Origin of the sequence: Streptococcus mitis (genome assembly GCF_019929545.1) — a bacterium.
GTDB classification, from domain to species: domain Bacteria; phylum Bacillota; class Bacilli; order Lactobacillales; family Streptococcaceae; genus Streptococcus; species Streptococcus mitis_BU.
The window spans coordinates 23,232-37,289 of record NZ_JAHZPT010000017.1 but is presented as its reverse complement, the minus strand read 5'-3'; the positions used below and the strand labels follow the sequence as shown (position 1 = coordinate 37,289).

Here is a 14,058-nt window from a genome sequence, read left to right as displayed (position 1 = left end):
ATGTGCCAACTAAATGAGACACATACAGTTGATTTTTTCTTTTGTGATAAGAGTGGAGTTTTTAGAGGTGCCCTAAAGAGTATCAAAAACTATTATTGGAAGAAATCTTAAAAATAAATGACATAATCAATTCATTTATCAATTGAAAATTAGGTCTTATTTCAGAAAAATAGTTTCATCTCAATTCTATTTTAGAAAAACTAATACTTTTTTCTAAAAACAATAAGTTTTTACCCCCTTTTTCTCTGAACATCTCCGACTTGGAAAAAGTTCCCTTCACCGGTACCCAAATAGCAAAAAAGATTTTTTAAAAGGTGGGGGGACTCAATATCCTTTCAGTTCTACAAATCTTTTAGCAATTACCTTTCTTCGACCATATACATAACGAGCAGGTTTATTTAATTCCTCTGCAACTTCTTCCCAGGTCACACCAGCTTTTAAGAATCTCATTTTAAAAATTATTAGATCACTCTCAATCAAATTTTCCATCAAAGTTTCTACTACTAGTTTAAAGCCTTCTAAATATCTAAGTGTTTGGTCTCCTTCAATTCTAATGATTGTTGCTTCAGTAGGACTTGACACTTTCTTTCCTTGACTTCTGATATACTCAGCGTCGCTATATTTCTTATTATGTATCAACTCCTGTCTTCTAAGATATATCTTATTATCAAGCGTTCTATATCGTTCTAACTCAATATCAATACCATCCAGGTCTTTCTTACTTAGCTCATACATAACTAAGTACCTCCACTTAAAATTTATATTTTTCTTAACTTGCAATTCTACAATTCAAAGGGATTCCCCTCTAATTTATACTCCAGTTTCTCATATCTTACATTCTGTGAAACTCACTCCATTCTGTAAACCCCTGATATACCTTGCTTTCAAGCTATTACTTCTTTTCAGTTTATGCTTACTTTGTTATGTGAAACTTAGTAAAGCATAAAAGTAGGACTAGCGATATTTCTTTTGTTTGAGCCATATATCACTAGCCTTACTTAATTTATTCCCTATTTCTCTAAATACACTTTGATGTCCCGATATTCCTTAGAAAAATTCATCCATCCGCTAGAATCAGGAGTTAAGAATGGTAGGACAGTAAGCGGACTTACTTCTGTTCGATACGGCGATAGAGAATGTCTCTGACTTATTTCTCTGACTACACCTGTATGAATTTCTTCTACATCCTTCTTCAGTTCTTGAATTTCATCATACGCGTCCAAAATTCGTCTAAGTTTCTTTCGGTATTGTTTATAGATCTTCTTAGTTTCCATTCGTTGCTTAGTTTCTTTAAAAATGTATTCAAAGATGACTGCATTAGCTTCTGAAAAATCACTATCAAATTTTTCCTGAAGGCCATTAATAGCTTTTTCCATCTTTCCCAGCTGCTCTAAAGATTCTAAGTTATTTGACAAAAAAGAATCTATGTTCTCAAATGAAACTGCTTGATTGCCTAACAGGCTTTTCCTTTTTTCGCTTAACTGTTCTCGTGCTGAATTAATCTTGCTTTTTTTATTATCTAGATCATCCAGTGTTTCAAATACTTGATTAATATCCATTTCTTTCTCCTAGTTCCATTGAATAAAGTAACCACAATCTTCTTCAACTTTTTTTACATCAAATCGGGTATGTAAAATCAACCGTTTCCCAAAATAGTCATTCGCATTCATCCAACTAAGTGTATCTTTCTTGCGATCAAACAAAGTAACAAAGTTTTCTAGATCTCCGATAAAGCCTTTTTTGTCACCTTTATTCCCTAATGTTGTATCATCTACAATTAAAAAGTTATCTACAAAGAATGTTTCACTTGTCCCTGTCTCTTTATCAACTTTAAGTAGATAATTTCCTGAAGTGTCTTTCATTTTTTCTAAGACACTAAATAGTGATTGACTAACAACCATAGATACATTGCGCTCTGGATTGATTAAAGAAACAATAGATTTCAAGTCGTCCATACTTGTAGCAGTCTGCACTTTCGCAGTTTGGAGAATTTTCCCAATTTCTCTATTTCGTGTTCTACGTTTTAATTTAATAATCTTCTTACCAAGAAAATCCGTTAAATTATATTGGCCATCATCTAATTGTTCCTGTGAAAAATCAAGTTTTCCACTGAATAATTTAACTAAGTAATCAACGCTGATAGTTTTCTTTTTATCTGCTTCTGTTCTCTCAACCGAATTTTCGCTAACTTCTTGTAATGAATCAGATTCAAAGTCAGTTACTTCATACTTCCCACCACGGGTACGAGTCTCAATAACATTTACTAGATCAACCAATTCTTTACGTTGATGTTCATCTTCGTAACTATCAAGGATTGGTTTTTCAATGAGTACATGATTATTTTCTACTTTCATTCCCCTAGTGTTATAACCTGTACTTCGGATATAAGCTTCTAGATTTTCTTTTTGTTTAGCTAAGTTATTTGTCATTTTTTTGCTCCTTCATCTTTTAATATCTGATTTTTGTTTATAATTTTTTCTAAAATTCTTTGCTTTTAGCTTTTCTTTTAGAACTCTCCGAGCCTTTAGAATCATTTTTTCTAGATTTTGATTTGTCTTGTTTGTTAGCATATTTTTCTAGTATTTCTTGTTTCCGTTGTTCTAAGCAATCATCTTCTTTTTTACACTGAGAAAAGATTTTCTGTCTTTTATCTGGATCCATAGAAAACTTATTGGCTACTACATACCCTAAAGAAGTATCTCCTGACATCTCCCTCACCCCCTTTCTATGCAAACAAAAAGGGACATACCACTAGCATTATATGCTTACGGTATGTCCCTGAGTTGTTCTCAATAGACTTATTTTTTAGTTTCTTTTTTGACTAGATGGGTAAACTTCCCATCTGAATAGAATAAAGTAACTTCTCCAAAACTTGGAACTTTTTCTATCTCTATTATACCACATTTTTCATAGACAACAAAGCCTTTTTCTGTTGCAAATCGCATTTTATCATCATTCATTGATATTCTCCCCTCACTGTGTTTATAGTGTATCTCTTATCTTTGATCGTAAAAGCCTTGAAAGTGTTCCCTTCTAAACCTTTCAAAATTCTACTTGAATTTCTAGCATTGTATACCGTCCGCAGTTCACTACTATCTAGGTTCGTGTTGAAAATCGTAGTTTCTCGATTATTGATAATATCAAACAAGAAATCCTGTTCCCAATCGCTCTTAGGTGTTACCGTCCCATTTTTTGCCCCTAGGTCATCGATGATTAGAAAATCAACATCAACTAGCTTTTTAACCGCCTCATACTCTGTTAAGTTTGCATTTCTTCCATAAGCCCAGCCTTCTTTTATCTGCTTGATAATCTCGGTTAAGCTGACAAACAAGACACTCTTAGGCTCGTTCTTCTCTCTGAAGCTCTCATTGATTTCTTTGGCCAGGGCAAGCGATAAATGACTTTTTCCTATTCCTGTGCTACCACTGATTAAAGTATTTCCCGTCATACCTGCAAGGTACTTCTGGGCTTGACCTTTTACAAACTCTAACATCTGGCGCTCCTCTGCCGTCTTAACAAAGAAATTATCAAACGTTGCCCCCTTCAACTCGTTAGGAATCGTACTATCACGCATTAAGACATCATAAGTTTTAAAGTAAGCTTGCCTGTCCTCGAACTGCTGCAATAGGTCTTTCTCTTTCTGTTTAATCTCTTCCTTCACACACTCCGGGCAAAATGCTTGTAGTTTTCTTTCTGAACCCCCTAATACCGGTACAGAAATTTCCCAATAATTGACCTGGTGAATATCGCAAACTTTATCCGATATTTTTCTGTTATTAAATTCTTTAAATTGTTCCTTCATCTTTGCAACTCCTAAAATGGTAAATCTGGAAAGTTGTCTTCAGACTTCCCTTTTATGATTTTAGGCTTTTGATTCAAATAACCGTCAAACTTAGATCCGAAAAGTGTTTCTGGTCTCAGATATTTAGAAAATTCAGGACTATCCTTCCATTCTGCCGTTTTAATATCTATCACCTGTTTAAAATCTTCAAGTGTATAGCCTTCTTTGAATCGTGCTAGTAAAAGCCTTTTTGTCTTATCAACAAACTTATACCGCTTATTAGCTACTTGATTCAGATAAGCAATAGGAATCCAAAGTTCTTTATGTTTTGTTTTCTCTAAATCTTTTATAGCTGTTTCTTCAAGCCAAGTAGGAAAAGTGAAGTCGGGATTTCCCGACAATATATCTAAATATAAATTATTACTCTTACTATTAACTTTATTCTCTTTCTCTATCTCTGTTGGACATGAGTTGGAAATAGTCTTTTTATTTTGGACATTCTCCAATTTTGGTAAATCTTGAATATTTTTTCTTTGTTCTCGCTTGTATTTTGCCCAGTTTGTTTCACTCTCAACCATGGCTTTTGCTTGCGATAATGTAGCATGTCCATCATCGTCTATCTGAATTAGTCCGCATTTTGTAAAATATGCAACCGTCATATTTATATCATCTTCAGAAACATCTAGTTTTAAAGCTAATTCCTGTACCAAACTATCAAAATAGCCTTCATAGTATAAAATACAGTCATCTTCTAAACTTTCCAACATAAGACGGATATAAATCACTGTCATAGTGTAGCCACCAGGCATATTTTTAAGTCGTTTAATAAAAAGATTATCAAAAAACTTCTTATCAACTTTTAACCAAAAATATATTTTAGTCTTTGCCATCATCTACCCCCAAAAACTTTAAAACATCTGAGATTTTATAATACGCTTTTCTAGTATCTTCAATAGGCGGTATATACTGCGGTAGTCCTGCACATTCCCATTTTGCCAAGGTTTTATCTCCTATGCCCAGTTCTTCCTTTAGTTCTACCTTGCTGATTAAATCTAATCTTTTTTGAGGTACTTTCTCATGACTTTTTAAATACCGTTCCACTGCTTCCAAAATCTTAGACTTTAAATCTTCAATCATTTTTTCAAACATCTTAGTACCCCCAAGGCTTAACCCCTGCAAGCTGAATATATCGCCCATAATCAGGGCTTAAATCCTCGCTAGGCGTTTCTGTTGTCTGTGTACTTTCTCGCTCAATTCGGGCGCTTTTTTGGCGGTCTAGGTGGTTTAGATACATGAGAAAGCCAACCAATATCACGGTAAAAATAAGCGCCTGTGTATTGCTTAAATCTAGTTCATTCATGCTATGCCCTCGCTTGGTAATTCTTGATATAATTCACTTGATAGCTGTGCTCCATCTTCAGAAAGTCGTACACCTCTTCTGGAGTTACTTTATCATCTAAAAAGTCAATGATGAACTGAAAGAGGTTCGGATGTCTATCCTTGATTTTAGTCATTCGGTTGTAAAATTCTGATTGTGTCATTGCATTGCCTCTTCAAATTTTTCTACAAGACAATCTTTATTTACTTGTCGAGTCCCATTTTTAGAGTTAAAAAGGATATCCTTCAAGGTTATAGTAGCCTCTAAATACTCCTTTTCAGCATGTTCTATATACGCCTGTTGCTCTACTTCGTTGTCAAAAAAGTGCTTGGCTTGGCGTTTAAAGAATGCTTGTCTCATTGCATCCATCTCAAAAATACCTGGATGGAAAAAGATTCCAGTAGTGCATTTAGAGACTGCCTCGATTTTATGACTTTCATTCAATTCAGGAAGTTCAATCCAAAGTAAGCGGTGTAAATTTTCTTTGATAGCTTTTAATTGTCCTGATAAGAGTCCTATTCTCAAAAAATCATTGTTTTCATCTGCTTGGTGTAATTCCATACTAATTCTATCCAAGCTTTTAGTGATCATATCGTATGTTGTTTCTGTCATAGTCTGTTTTCCCTTTTTCCTATATTGGATTATTTCACCACTCCAAACGCTGGGCAGTTGCCCCAAGTTGGCGAACGCTTGTAGCGGTGTTTCATGAGTAATTACCCATCTTTCAGCTAAACAAGGCCTTAGAATCACCCTGTGAGCTCTTGATTTCAAAACCTTTTCTAATTGCTTGCCTGCTCTTCGGTTTTTCTTTAGATATTTGATAGAATAGATATTTTTTGCTATAATCAGAGCATAGAAAAAATTTCTATATCCTTAATCTTGTCGCTTGCTCGCCTCGTCTAAAATTTGAGCAAGTGATTTTTTTATTTTCTTTTTGCATGATTACTACCTGACTTTAGTTTATAAAGCAAGTCTTTACTTTCGATAAGATCTAGAATCCAACTGATTCCCTGTTCTACTGTTTCAAGAAATGCGCCCAGGTCTTCACTGTCCAAGTTCTCGTAGTTCATACAAAGATATTTAGCTAGTTGTCTGTCTTTCTCAACTAGCTTTTTAAAATCCTTGGGATACTTAGGAATTTCTAACCCCTTGGCATTTGTAACTGTCTTAAAATCATTTTCCATTTTCTATACTCCTATACTTTAAAAATTAATTCCTTAATTTCTGAATACCCCCTATTCAAATTAATCATGGCTATTGCCATATCTTCCAAACGTTGGTAGTTTGTCAGTTCTGCACTTGTCAAGCCATCAATGCCGTTCTTACTTTCTCGCTCCTTCATGAGTTGCACCTTATTCTTCCCTGTCACTCCCTTTAGTAGTAAGTTTGTAAGGGTACTATAGGCATGCTTAGGTGCTTTCTCCCATGTTTGAATAGCTTCAGTTAAGCTTTTACGCTTTGGCTTTTCCAGTTCTCTTTGAAGATAGCGTTTAGAAAGTTCATCACGCATTTCAAAGAAGGCTTTGACAAGATTGGTTTTGAAGTTGGCCACTTGCTCAGTATTTTTTAAGAATGTAACTAACAAGGTCGCTTGTTGCTCATTCAAAATATAGTCCTTGGTATTCTGGCCACTTTCCATAGCTTGGATTTTAAATCCAACCTTTCCGAACCGTTCAAACCTTACTTGATGTTTGCGGATTGTCTTGGTTATTGTGTGATGTTGCAATCCAGTGCATTCTGCTACGATACTGCTCAGTGTATACGGCTCTTTCTTGCCGTCCATGTAAACCAATTCCATTGGTTAGCTCCTTTCTTCTTGTTGCTCGTGCTTGCCACCTAAAACAGTACCAAGGTAAATCATTGAGGTAGGGAAAATTTAGGAGAGAATAAACCCCTACAAACCCTTGATACTGCCATAGGTAGCAAGCAAAATATTTCTAGATTCTGTCTTATGCCCCTTTCTAGTAATCTTCAGCAAGCCATTCCATTACGCTAGCATAAATTCTTTTAGGAGCCTTATAATCACCTTTCAGAATTTTAGGAACTGTTTTAGGTGCAACACCAATTTCAAAAGCTAACTCATAATTTTTTAATTGTAGATCAGCTTTTTTTCTTCGTAACGCTTTCGCTTGTGATTGTGTAATAATCATTTTTCTTTCTCCTTTTTAATTTTTTGTTCTCATTTTAAGAACAATTTAAGTATATACTCTATTTTTAAGAATGTCAAGCCCTTTTGTTCTTTTTTTGAGAATTTTTTATAGAAAAAAATTCTTTGCTATGATATAATCAACTTAAAATAATTAAAGTAGGTTATATATCGTGAAAATAAAACTCAAAGAATTAAGAGAAAAAGAAAATTTATCTTTGAACAAACTTAGAAAAATTTTAAAAGATAAATACGATATTACCGTTTCTGATAGTCAATTAATGTATTATGAAAACGGAACTCGAAAACCAAGAAACAATAAAGTATGGGAGAGCCTAGCGGATTACTTTGGGGTTAGTGTTGCATTTCTTTTAGGCCATGATGAAATGTCTCCTGAAGAAATGACTACTAAATTACAAGATTTTTTTGAAAATCTTGATATGAATGAACTAAATAACATTAAACCTGATTATGATTTGCTAAAAAAGATTCAATCAGCGTATGAGAACGTTGAAGAACACATAAATAATCCTAAAAAATACGAGAATTTTGGCAAAGGTCTAGTAAATTTTAATCAAAACTACATGCTGACTATAGAAAAGTTAATAATAAATGATGCTGAAATTGGTACAAATTTTGCAGATATTTTAATCAACTATATTTCTTTAAATGACTATGATAAAAAAATAGCTTTTGATTTAGTTAAAAAACTATCTGAGAGAGACGACGAAAAGGAGTAACCCCCATGGGATTTTTTTGACACTGTAAAACAAGAGGATAGTTTTTCTACTGCATCTGGAGTAAATGGACTACACTACGTTGTCCTCCAGGTAACTTTGAAAGAAAAGTTTTTCGGTACTGGATCAGGAAACCTTACAGAATTAGAAGATGTTATCAATCATATCCGCCAATAGCAACCCTATTTCTAAGGTCTATTGTGCAAAAACAAGGGAAAATGAAAAATAGAAAGCCAATTTTACAGACTAAAGCGCAAAAAACGGCAAAAGTGACAAATAGAAAAAGACAAGCCTGCTACCGCTAACTTGTCTGATAATGCAATAAAAGCAACGTTCCCAGCGTTGAGATTTTTCGATACTCAAAATTTTTTAAAAAACAAACCAAAAAGATTGACAAAAACTAAAAATTACAGTATTATTAGGCAATGAGAAGAGTTTCTGCTCCCAAGGGAACAGAGTACGCGAAACACCGCCTAGTTCTACTAGGTGGTGTTTTTGTATATAAGGAACATATATGAAACCATTTCAAACATTAGATGAACAAATAAAACTTCTCCAGTCTAGAGGTTTAGAAATAGATAACATAGAAGAATGTAAAAGATACCTTCTAACTAACAACTATTACAACGTCGTCAACGGATATAGTAAGTTTTTTCAAACATCAAAAGATAAATTTATAGCTGGTGCAGACTTTAGAGAAATAGCTGCAACACACTTTTACGATAAAGAAATTAAATCAGCTTTTTTAAAAGCAATTATAGATGCAGAAAAACACTTTAAATCCGTACTGGCATATCGTTTTTCAGAATCATATCCAAAGCCATACTCTTATCTAGATATTAATAATTTTGAAACACAAAAAGATGCAAAAAGGCTAGCACAAATTACAAATTTAATCAGTATATTAGCTAAAATACTCAATGATTATAATAGGGATAAGCAAAACAATTCTATAAAACACCACTATAAACAACATGGCGTTGTTCCTTTCTGGGTTATCATCAATGAACTTACATTAGGGCAAGCATTTAACTTTTATAGAAATCTAAACACTGATATAAAAAATCAAATAGCTAGAGATTTATCACCATTCTTACAAGAAAATATTGAATACATCCAAAATAGACCTAGTAAAGACCTTTTAAGCGGAAAGGCTTTAGAAAGTATTATTAAAAATATACTAGAAATTAGAAATATCACTGCTCATAATAATAAGCTTTTCAATTATAAATGTCGTGAGAATCTTCCACAACTAGCTTATTTTCACTATTACAATAACAATGCTAATACGTCAAGACAATCTGTATATTATGTTTTTCTTGCCTTGCAATGCCTACTTGCGTCCACACAATACGCTCAATTACATAACACTATTATAAAAAGAACCAAAGCTCTAAATAAAAAAGCACACTCCATTGAAGCCGGCATTGTATTGGATACACTTGGATTTCCGAATAATTGGTATAATATCACTGACACATTAAGATAGAACTACTTGCAATATATGGGCCTTTTCAAGCCCCATATCCGCCTTGTTTCTTATTCTGGTACATTTGGTCGTCTGACTGCTTAAAATCGAAAATAGGGGCATTCTCGTAGCTCCTCGCATGGTATAAACTCAAAACCTTTTCTAATTGCTTGCCTGCTGATGGAAAAGGAGTAAACCATGAAGATTACACAACACACGAAAAAAGACGGATCAGCAGTCTACCGCTCTAGTATCTATCTTGGCATTGATTCTGTGACTGGTAAGAAGATCAAGACTACCATATCAGCACGAACAAAGAAAGAACTCAAAAACAAAGTCACCCAGGCTAAGGTAGAATTTGAGAAAAACGGCTCTACACGGAAACAACGCTCACATATAACAACCTATAGCGAACTTGTAGACTTATTTTGGCAAACCTACCAGCATACAATAAAAACTAATACGCAGATAAAGATAAAAGGCTGCTTAAATAACTACCTCTTACCCTCATTTGGTACTTACAAATTAGATAAACTTACCCCTGTTATTATCCAAACCCAGGTAAATAAATGGGCGGATGAGTACAATCAGGACGGAACGGGGTATAAAGAATACAATCACCTTCATGCCTTAAATAAACGTATACTACAGTATGGGGTCTCTATCCAGGCATTAGACAATAACCCTGCTCGTGATGTTGTCATTCCTAGAAAGATAATCAGAGATAAACAAGAAATTAAATACTTTCAGGATCAGGAACTTAAAAACTTCCTCTCCTATCTCGATAACCTAGAAAATACCTTTATCAATTTTTATGATACCGTGCTTTATAAGACACTCCTAGCTACTGGACTGCGCATCCGTGAATGTCTTGCCCTAGAATGGTCTGATATTGACCTGCAGAACGGAACGATCGATATTAACAAAACACTCAACATTTTAAACCAGGTAAACACTCCTAAGACAAAATCAAGCTATAGAGTTTTAGATATCGATCATAAAACAGTGCTCATGCTTCGTCTCTACCGAGCAAGACAAGCAGAAAACGGTAGAAACATTGGCTTAACCTATGAGAAAGTATTCTCTGATAGCTTTGACAACTATGTCAATACTCGAAAGGTTGATTATCGCCTACATAAGCACTTAAAAAACGCTAACTGTACTGATTTAGGCTTTCATGCTTTCCGACACACTCACGCTAGTATCTTGCTTAATGCTGGCCTGCCATACAAGGAAATACAGACACGGCTTGGCCATGCAAAAATATCTGTAACTATGGATACTTACAGCCATTTATCAAAAGAAAACCAAAAAAGAGCAGTCTCATTCTTTGAAACTGCCCTCGAAAAAATAAAAAGTTCTTAAAAAAGTCCACAAAATGAAAAAAGCGATACATAAAACCCTTATGTATCAACGATTATAGAATGATTTCGGTATAATTGACTATTATACCGAAATTTTCTCATTTTTAAAAGAAAAAGGGCGCTGGTAAAGGATAATCTTCACCAACTCCCTATTTTTCTACTTATCTAAGCCTAATTCTGCCAAGATTTGACGTTTGTAGGCAATTTTTTGAACTTCCTTGTCCTCATCTTCAGACCAATCTAGTTTAATTTCTGAAACAATCTGCCCAGGGCGATTTTTCAAGATATAGATACGGTCGCTGAGATTGAGGGCCTCCTCAATACTATGCGTGATGATCAAGGTTGTCAGTTGCAACTGCTTGTGAATCTCAAGGTACCAAGCGTGGAGTTCCATCTTGGTCATCTCATCCAAGGCGCTAAAGGCCTCGTCTAAGAGAAAGAGCTTGTGCCCGAAAAGGTAAGTTCGAAGCAAGGCTACACGCTGGCGCATCCCGCCACTGAGTTCATGAGGGTATTTATCTCTTACAGCTGTCAACTGGAAGGTCGCAAGAATTTCATCTGCGCGAGCAATAGCTTCTGCCTTATCCACCTTTTGAATCAAGAGGGGCAGAATGATATTACCAAGCACCGTCTTGTGCTCCAAGAGTAGATCCTTTTGCAACATATAACTCACGCGCCCCTTGGGATTTTCTTCACCATCAAGTACAATTCTCCCTGACTGGACTTCTAAAATCCCAGCGATTAGGTTAAAGAGGGTGGTCTTTCCAACACCACTTGGACCTAAGATAGAAACCACTTCTCCTGAAGTCACCTGCAGGTCGATGTCCTCTAAAATCCTATCTTGTCCGTAGGCATAACTGACGTGTTCTAGTCTTATTTCTGTCATTATTTCACAAATTCGTTGGTGAAGCCTTTGTCTGTCAAGTCTTCTTTAAGGATACCATTTTCTTTATCCCATTTGTAGAAGGCATTCCAGCGAGCTGCATCAAATTGCCCCCATTTTTCCTTGTCGCTTGCGTATTCTTTTGACAAGTATTTTTGAGATTCGATGACAAAGTCACGTTTTTCCTTGAGTTCAGGTGCATTTTTGATGAGGATATCAGCTGCTTCCTCTGGATGCTCCATAGCATATTGGTAGCCTTTTTTGATAGCTTGGATAACTTTGCGAGCTTCTTCTTTGTTGTCTTTCAAATAGTCATTGTTTGCGATGATAACTGGTGAATAGTAGTCAAACTCTTTAACGTAGTCTTTCAAGTACATGAAATTAGCATCTACACCTTGAGATTTTGCAAGGATACCATCCCAACCGTAGTAGATCCAAGCAGTATCAAAGACCCCATTGGCAATCGGTGTGATTGAGTTTGAGTCGTTATTTGGTACTTTTTCAACCTTCTCAAAGTCTCCACCTTGAGATTCTACCAATGTTTTCAACATAGCAAGTTCAGTTGGGTCATTCCAAGTTCCGTATTTCTTACCAACCAAGTCTTTTGGACTAGCTACATTGTCAGATTTACGAGAGATGATTCCTGATGTATTGTGCTCAACAATAGCTGCAACGGCAGTAATTCCTGCTCCTTTTTCCAATTTTTTAGCCATATAGTCTTGGAAATAGACTGCAAATGGTGCCTTACCGTTAATAACCAAGTCAGAAGAACTTTCTTCTGGTGGCAATTTCAAATCAACATCCACTCCAGCTTCTTTGAAATAACCTTTTTCCTTAGCAACATAAAGCCCTGTGTGGTTGGTATTTGGCGTCCAGTCTAGGATAAAGTCAATCTTCTTGAGTTCTGCTTCCTTATTATCCTTAGAAGCAGTTCCTTGACCACAGGCCACAAGCACAACAGCTACAAGAGCTGTTAAAACAGTTAAAAACACTTTCCATGTTTTCTTCATTTCAATTTCCTCTTTTCTTTTTCAGAAACATTCTTATTCTACGAACGTTTCCATTTAATAACATATTTTTCACTGACATCAACCAGCTTCATACCGAGAAGACTGATAATCGATACCAGAATAATAATAGCAAACATAGTATCATACTGAAACAGCTTCTTGGACTGAATCATGTAGACACCTAGTCCTTCAAAGCCTCCCAACCACTCAGATACTACTGTTGTGATAAAGGCGTAGGAGACACTGACCCTCAGACCAGCATAAAAGTAAGGCAGACTGACAGGGATTTTAAAATGCCACAGGATTTGCCAAGGTTTGGCCCGCATCAGACTAAACAAGGTCAGCATATCCTTGTCACAATGCCTAAAACCGTCCAAAATGCTGACGATGATAGGAAAGGTAGTCGTCAAGATAATCAAGACAATCTTGGGCAAAATCCCATAACCGAGCCACAAAACCAGGATAGGGGCTATGGCAATGGTCGGAATGGTCTGAACAACCACCATCATAGGGTAAATCAGGTCATTGAGCCAAGTCAAACTATCCATAAGCACAGCCATGAGACAGGCAATCAAAACTCCCAGAACCAACCCCAGCAAAGCCACTCTCAAGGTCGCCCAGCTGTGGTGCCAGAGAAATTCTCTATCACGCACAAAAGACTGGAGGATTTCAAGAGGTGTCGGCAGGATAAACTTGGGGAGAAGTTTAAGAAAACCTGCTAACTGCCAGATTGACAAGACTCCTAGAAAGCCCAATAGACTAATGTGTCGTCTCAGTATACTTTTCAAGTTTCTCATCAATACTTAAAATCTCTCCTACATTTATTTTGACATTGGCAAAGACATTATCTGCCTCCTGCCCCGCCACTTCTAGCGCTTCTTTGAGAATGCGCATAAGCTCGTCAAACTCCCCTTCCAAGACTGTTTCAAATGGTGTCACTACCATGGTCACTTCTTGAGTTTGCAGATAAGCAATGACCTGATCGATAACAGCAATCCGATCAATCCCCTGTGATAAGGGTAAAACTTGCAAGGCAATGCTTGCTTTCATAACAACCTCCTCTTCTCGTTTTCCTTTTTACAAAAAGAAAAACCTTTACCATATATGGAAAAGGTCAAGAATAGACTAAGTATCGTTCCCTACGCTGGCATTACCCAGATCAGGTGCGGTCGAAGTTTAACACTTCCTCTCAGACTGTACACAGACTCCCATATATTATATGGACATATGATAGCGTAAAACAAAAAAAATGTCAAGGAAACTGCTTACAGAAAAGAGTAGGAAAAATTTC

At 35.8% G+C, this 14,058-nt stretch carries 21 protein-coding genes, 1 pseudogene and 1 riboswitch; of the genes and pseudogenes, 4 read left to right on the top strand and 18 right to left on the bottom strand.

Annotation, left to right across the window (positions count from 1 at the left end):
- Window positions 1-324: 324 nt before the first annotated feature.
- The 14 genes from K1I71_RS06215 to K1I71_RS06150 form a co-directional block, all read right to left on the bottom strand.
- Entirely contained in the window at window positions 325-735 is a 411-nt protein-coding gene (locus K1I71_RS06215; protein WP_223330490.1) for a DUF722 domain-containing protein, read from the bottom strand.
- 275 nt (window positions 736-1,010) lie between these two features.
- Window positions 1,011-1,559: a hypothetical protein gene (locus K1I71_RS06210; RefSeq protein ID WP_223330489.1), complete on the bottom strand. Its 549-nt coding sequence runs from the start codon at window positions 1,557-1,559 to the stop codon at window positions 1,011-1,013.
- 9 nt (window positions 1,560-1,568) lie between these two features.
- Entirely contained in the window at window positions 1,569-2,429 is an 861-nt protein-coding gene (locus K1I71_RS06205; RefSeq protein WP_223330488.1) for a phage major capsid protein, read from the bottom strand.
- Between the two features lie 49 nt (window positions 2,430-2,478).
- Window positions 2,479-2,709, bottom strand: coding sequence for a hypothetical protein (locus K1I71_RS06200; protein ID WP_223330487.1), 231 nt, complete (start codon window positions 2,707-2,709; stop codon window positions 2,479-2,481).
- An 89-nt stretch (window positions 2,710-2,798) separates the two neighbouring features.
- Window positions 2,799-2,960, bottom strand: coding sequence for a hypothetical protein (locus K1I71_RS06195; RefSeq protein ID WP_000997172.1), 162 nt, complete (start codon window positions 2,958-2,960; stop codon window positions 2,799-2,801).
- A complete protein-coding gene (locus K1I71_RS06190; RefSeq protein ID WP_223330486.1) occupies window positions 2,957-3,802 on the bottom strand; it encodes an ATP-binding protein in 846 nt (281 codons plus the stop codon). The genes K1I71_RS06195 and K1I71_RS06190 overlap by 4 nt, the downstream gene beginning before the upstream one ends.
- An 11-nt stretch (window positions 3,803-3,813) precedes the next feature.
- Window positions 3,814-4,671, bottom strand: coding sequence for a conserved phage C-terminal domain-containing protein (locus K1I71_RS06185; RefSeq protein ID WP_223330485.1), 858 nt, complete (start codon window positions 4,669-4,671; stop codon window positions 3,814-3,816).
- Entirely contained in the window at window positions 4,658-4,930 is a 273-nt protein-coding gene (locus K1I71_RS06180) for a hypothetical protein (protein WP_223330484.1), read from the bottom strand. Before K1I71_RS06180 ends, K1I71_RS06185 begins: the two co-directional genes overlap by 14 nt.
- A 1-nt stretch (window position 4,931) precedes the next feature.
- Complete coding sequence (locus tag K1I71_RS06175) at window positions 4,932-5,141, bottom strand: hypothetical protein (protein ID WP_223330483.1); 210 nt, start codon at window positions 5,139-5,141, stop codon at window positions 4,932-4,934.
- Window position 5,142: 1 nt separating this feature from the next.
- Window positions 5,143-5,322, bottom strand: coding sequence for a hypothetical protein (locus K1I71_RS06170; RefSeq protein WP_045612837.1), 180 nt, complete (start codon window positions 5,320-5,322; stop codon window positions 5,143-5,145).
- A complete protein-coding gene (locus K1I71_RS06165; protein ID WP_223330482.1) occupies window positions 5,319-5,771 on the bottom strand; it encodes a hypothetical protein in 453 nt (150 codons plus the stop codon). Before K1I71_RS06165 ends, K1I71_RS06170 begins: the two co-directional genes overlap by 4 nt.
- Before the next feature lie 311 nt (window positions 5,772-6,082).
- Window positions 6,083-6,343 (bottom strand): hypothetical protein, encoded by a 261-nt coding sequence (locus K1I71_RS06160; RefSeq protein WP_223330481.1) that lies wholly within the window; start codon window positions 6,341-6,343, stop codon window positions 6,083-6,085.
- Between the two features lie 11 nt (window positions 6,344-6,354).
- Entirely contained in the window at window positions 6,355-6,957 is a 603-nt protein-coding gene (locus K1I71_RS06155) for a Rha family transcriptional regulator (protein ID WP_223330480.1), read from the bottom strand.
- A 163-nt stretch (window positions 6,958-7,120) separates the two neighbouring features.
- Window positions 7,121-7,309, bottom strand: a complete 189-nt coding sequence (locus K1I71_RS06150) for a DNA-binding protein (protein ID WP_223330479.1) — start codon at window positions 7,307-7,309, stop codon at window positions 7,121-7,123.
- A 169-nt stretch (window positions 7,310-7,478) separates the two neighbouring features.
- On the opposite strand from K1I71_RS06150, the gene K1I71_RS06145 reads away from it, so the two are divergent.
- From K1I71_RS06145 to K1I71_RS06130, 4 genes and pseudogenes are all read left to right on the top strand, one after another.
- Window positions 7,479-8,045 (top strand): helix-turn-helix domain-containing protein, encoded by a 567-nt coding sequence (locus K1I71_RS06145; protein WP_223330478.1) that lies wholly within the window; start codon window positions 7,479-7,481, stop codon window positions 8,043-8,045.
- Window positions 8,046-8,057: 12 nt separating this feature from the next.
- Window positions 8,058-8,204: pseudogene (locus K1I71_RS06140) on the top strand (DUF4177 domain-containing protein); the annotation flags it as partial.
- A 352-nt stretch (window positions 8,205-8,556) separates the two neighbouring features.
- Window positions 8,557-9,531 (top strand): Abi family protein, encoded by a 975-nt coding sequence (locus tag K1I71_RS06135; RefSeq protein WP_173267092.1) that lies wholly within the window; start codon window positions 8,557-8,559, stop codon window positions 9,529-9,531.
- Window positions 9,532-9,708: 177 nt separating this feature from the next.
- Window positions 9,709-10,875 carry a tyrosine-type recombinase/integrase gene (locus K1I71_RS06130; RefSeq protein ID WP_223330477.1) on the top strand — a complete coding sequence of 389 codons (1,167 nt, stop codon included), beginning with the start codon at window positions 9,709-9,711 and terminating at the stop codon, window positions 10,873-10,875.
- Between the two features lie 156 nt (window positions 10,876-11,031).
- On the opposite strand, the gene K1I71_RS06125 is transcribed toward K1I71_RS06130, so the two are convergent.
- The 4 genes from K1I71_RS06125 to K1I71_RS06110 are packed head-to-tail and all read right to left on the bottom strand — an operon-like array spanning window position 11,032 to window position 13,817.
- Window positions 11,032-11,760, bottom strand: coding sequence for an ABC transporter ATP-binding protein (locus K1I71_RS06125; RefSeq protein ID WP_223330476.1), 729 nt, complete (start codon window positions 11,758-11,760; stop codon window positions 11,032-11,034).
- The gene (locus K1I71_RS06120) at window positions 11,760-12,767 is read right to left on the bottom strand and encodes an ABC transporter substrate-binding protein (RefSeq protein ID WP_004255331.1); all 1,008 of its coding nucleotides are present in this window, start codon (window positions 12,765-12,767) and stop codon (window positions 11,760-11,762) included. The genes K1I71_RS06125 and K1I71_RS06120 overlap by 1 nt, the downstream gene beginning before the upstream one ends.
- Before the next feature lie 38 nt (window positions 12,768-12,805).
- Complete coding sequence (locus tag K1I71_RS06115) at window positions 12,806-13,564, bottom strand: ABC transporter permease (RefSeq protein ID WP_162174238.1); 759 nt, start codon at window positions 13,562-13,564, stop codon at window positions 12,806-12,808.
- Window positions 13,527-13,817, bottom strand: a complete 291-nt coding sequence (locus K1I71_RS06110) for a thiamine-binding protein (RefSeq protein ID WP_223330475.1) — start codon at window positions 13,815-13,817, stop codon at window positions 13,527-13,529. The genes K1I71_RS06115 and K1I71_RS06110 overlap by 38 nt, the downstream gene beginning before the upstream one ends.
- 69 nt (window positions 13,818-13,886) lie before the next feature.
- Window positions 13,887-13,989, bottom strand: a riboswitch (TPP riboswitch).
- Window positions 13,990-14,058 lie beyond the last annotated feature (69 nt).

Bases quoted from the DNA above. Each gene is read 5' to 3' on its own strand.
- K1I71_RS06155 (WP_223330480.1), bottom strand. From the start codon at position 6,957: ATGGAATTGGTTTACATGGACGGCAAGAAAGAGCCGTATACACTGAGC.
- K1I71_RS06170 (WP_045612837.1), bottom strand. From the start codon at position 5,322: ATGACACAATCAGAATTTTACAACCGAATGACTAAAATCAAGGATAGA.
- K1I71_RS06120 (WP_004255331.1), bottom strand. From the start codon at position 12,767: ATGAAGAAAACATGGAAAGTGTTTTTAACTGTTTTAACAGCTCTTGTA.
- K1I71_RS06200 (WP_223330487.1), bottom strand. From the start codon at position 2,709: ATGTCAGGAGATACTTCTTTAGGGTATGTAGTAGCCAATAAGTTTTCT.
- K1I71_RS06110 (WP_223330475.1), bottom strand. From the start codon at position 13,817: ATGAAAGCAAGCATTGCCTTGCAAGTTTTACCCTTATCACAGGGGATT.
- K1I71_RS06115 (WP_162174238.1), bottom strand. From the start codon at position 13,564: ATGAGAAACTTGAAAAGTATACTGAGACGACACATTAGTCTATTGGGC.
- K1I71_RS06150 (WP_223330479.1), bottom strand. From the start codon at position 7,309: ATGATTATTACACAATCACAAGCGAAAGCGTTACGAAGAAAAAAAGCT.
- K1I71_RS06195 (WP_000997172.1), bottom strand. From the start codon at position 2,960: ATGAATGATGATAAAATGCGATTTGCAACAGAAAAAGGCTTTGTTGTC.
- K1I71_RS06190 (WP_223330486.1), bottom strand. From the start codon at position 3,802: ATGAAGGAACAATTTAAAGAATTTAATAACAGAAAAATATCGGATAAA.
- K1I71_RS06180 (WP_223330484.1), bottom strand. From the start codon at position 4,930: ATGTTTGAAAAAATGATTGAAGATTTAAAGTCTAAGATTTTGGAAGCA.
- K1I71_RS06135 (WP_173267092.1), top strand. From the start codon at position 8,557: ATGAAACCATTTCAAACATTAGATGAACAAATAAAACTTCTCCAGTCT.
- K1I71_RS06205 (WP_223330488.1), bottom strand. From the start codon at position 2,429: ATGACAAATAACTTAGCTAAACAAAAAGAAAATCTAGAAGCTTATATC.
- K1I71_RS06215 (WP_223330490.1), bottom strand. From the start codon at position 735: ATGTATGAGCTAAGTAAGAAAGACCTGGATGGTATTGATATTGAGTTA.
- K1I71_RS06165 (WP_223330482.1), bottom strand. From the start codon at position 5,771: ATGACAGAAACAACATACGATATGATCACTAAAAGCTTGGATAGAATT.
- K1I71_RS06185 (WP_223330485.1), bottom strand. From the start codon at position 4,671: ATGGCAAAGACTAAAATATATTTTTGGTTAAAAGTTGATAAGAAGTTT.
- K1I71_RS06175 (WP_223330483.1), bottom strand. From the start codon at position 5,141: ATGAATGAACTAGATTTAAGCAATACACAGGCGCTTATTTTTACCGTG.
- K1I71_RS06160 (WP_223330481.1), bottom strand. From the start codon at position 6,343: ATGGAAAATGATTTTAAGACAGTTACAAATGCCAAGGGGTTAGAAATT.
- K1I71_RS06125 (WP_223330476.1), bottom strand. From the start codon at position 11,760: ATGACAGAAATAAGACTAGAACACGTCAGTTATGCCTACGGACAAGAT.
- K1I71_RS06210 (WP_223330489.1), bottom strand. From the start codon at position 1,559: ATGGATATTAATCAAGTATTTGAAACACTGGATGATCTAGATAATAAA.
- K1I71_RS06130 (WP_223330477.1), top strand. From the start codon at position 9,709: ATGAAGATTACACAACACACGAAAAAAGACGGATCAGCAGTCTACCGC.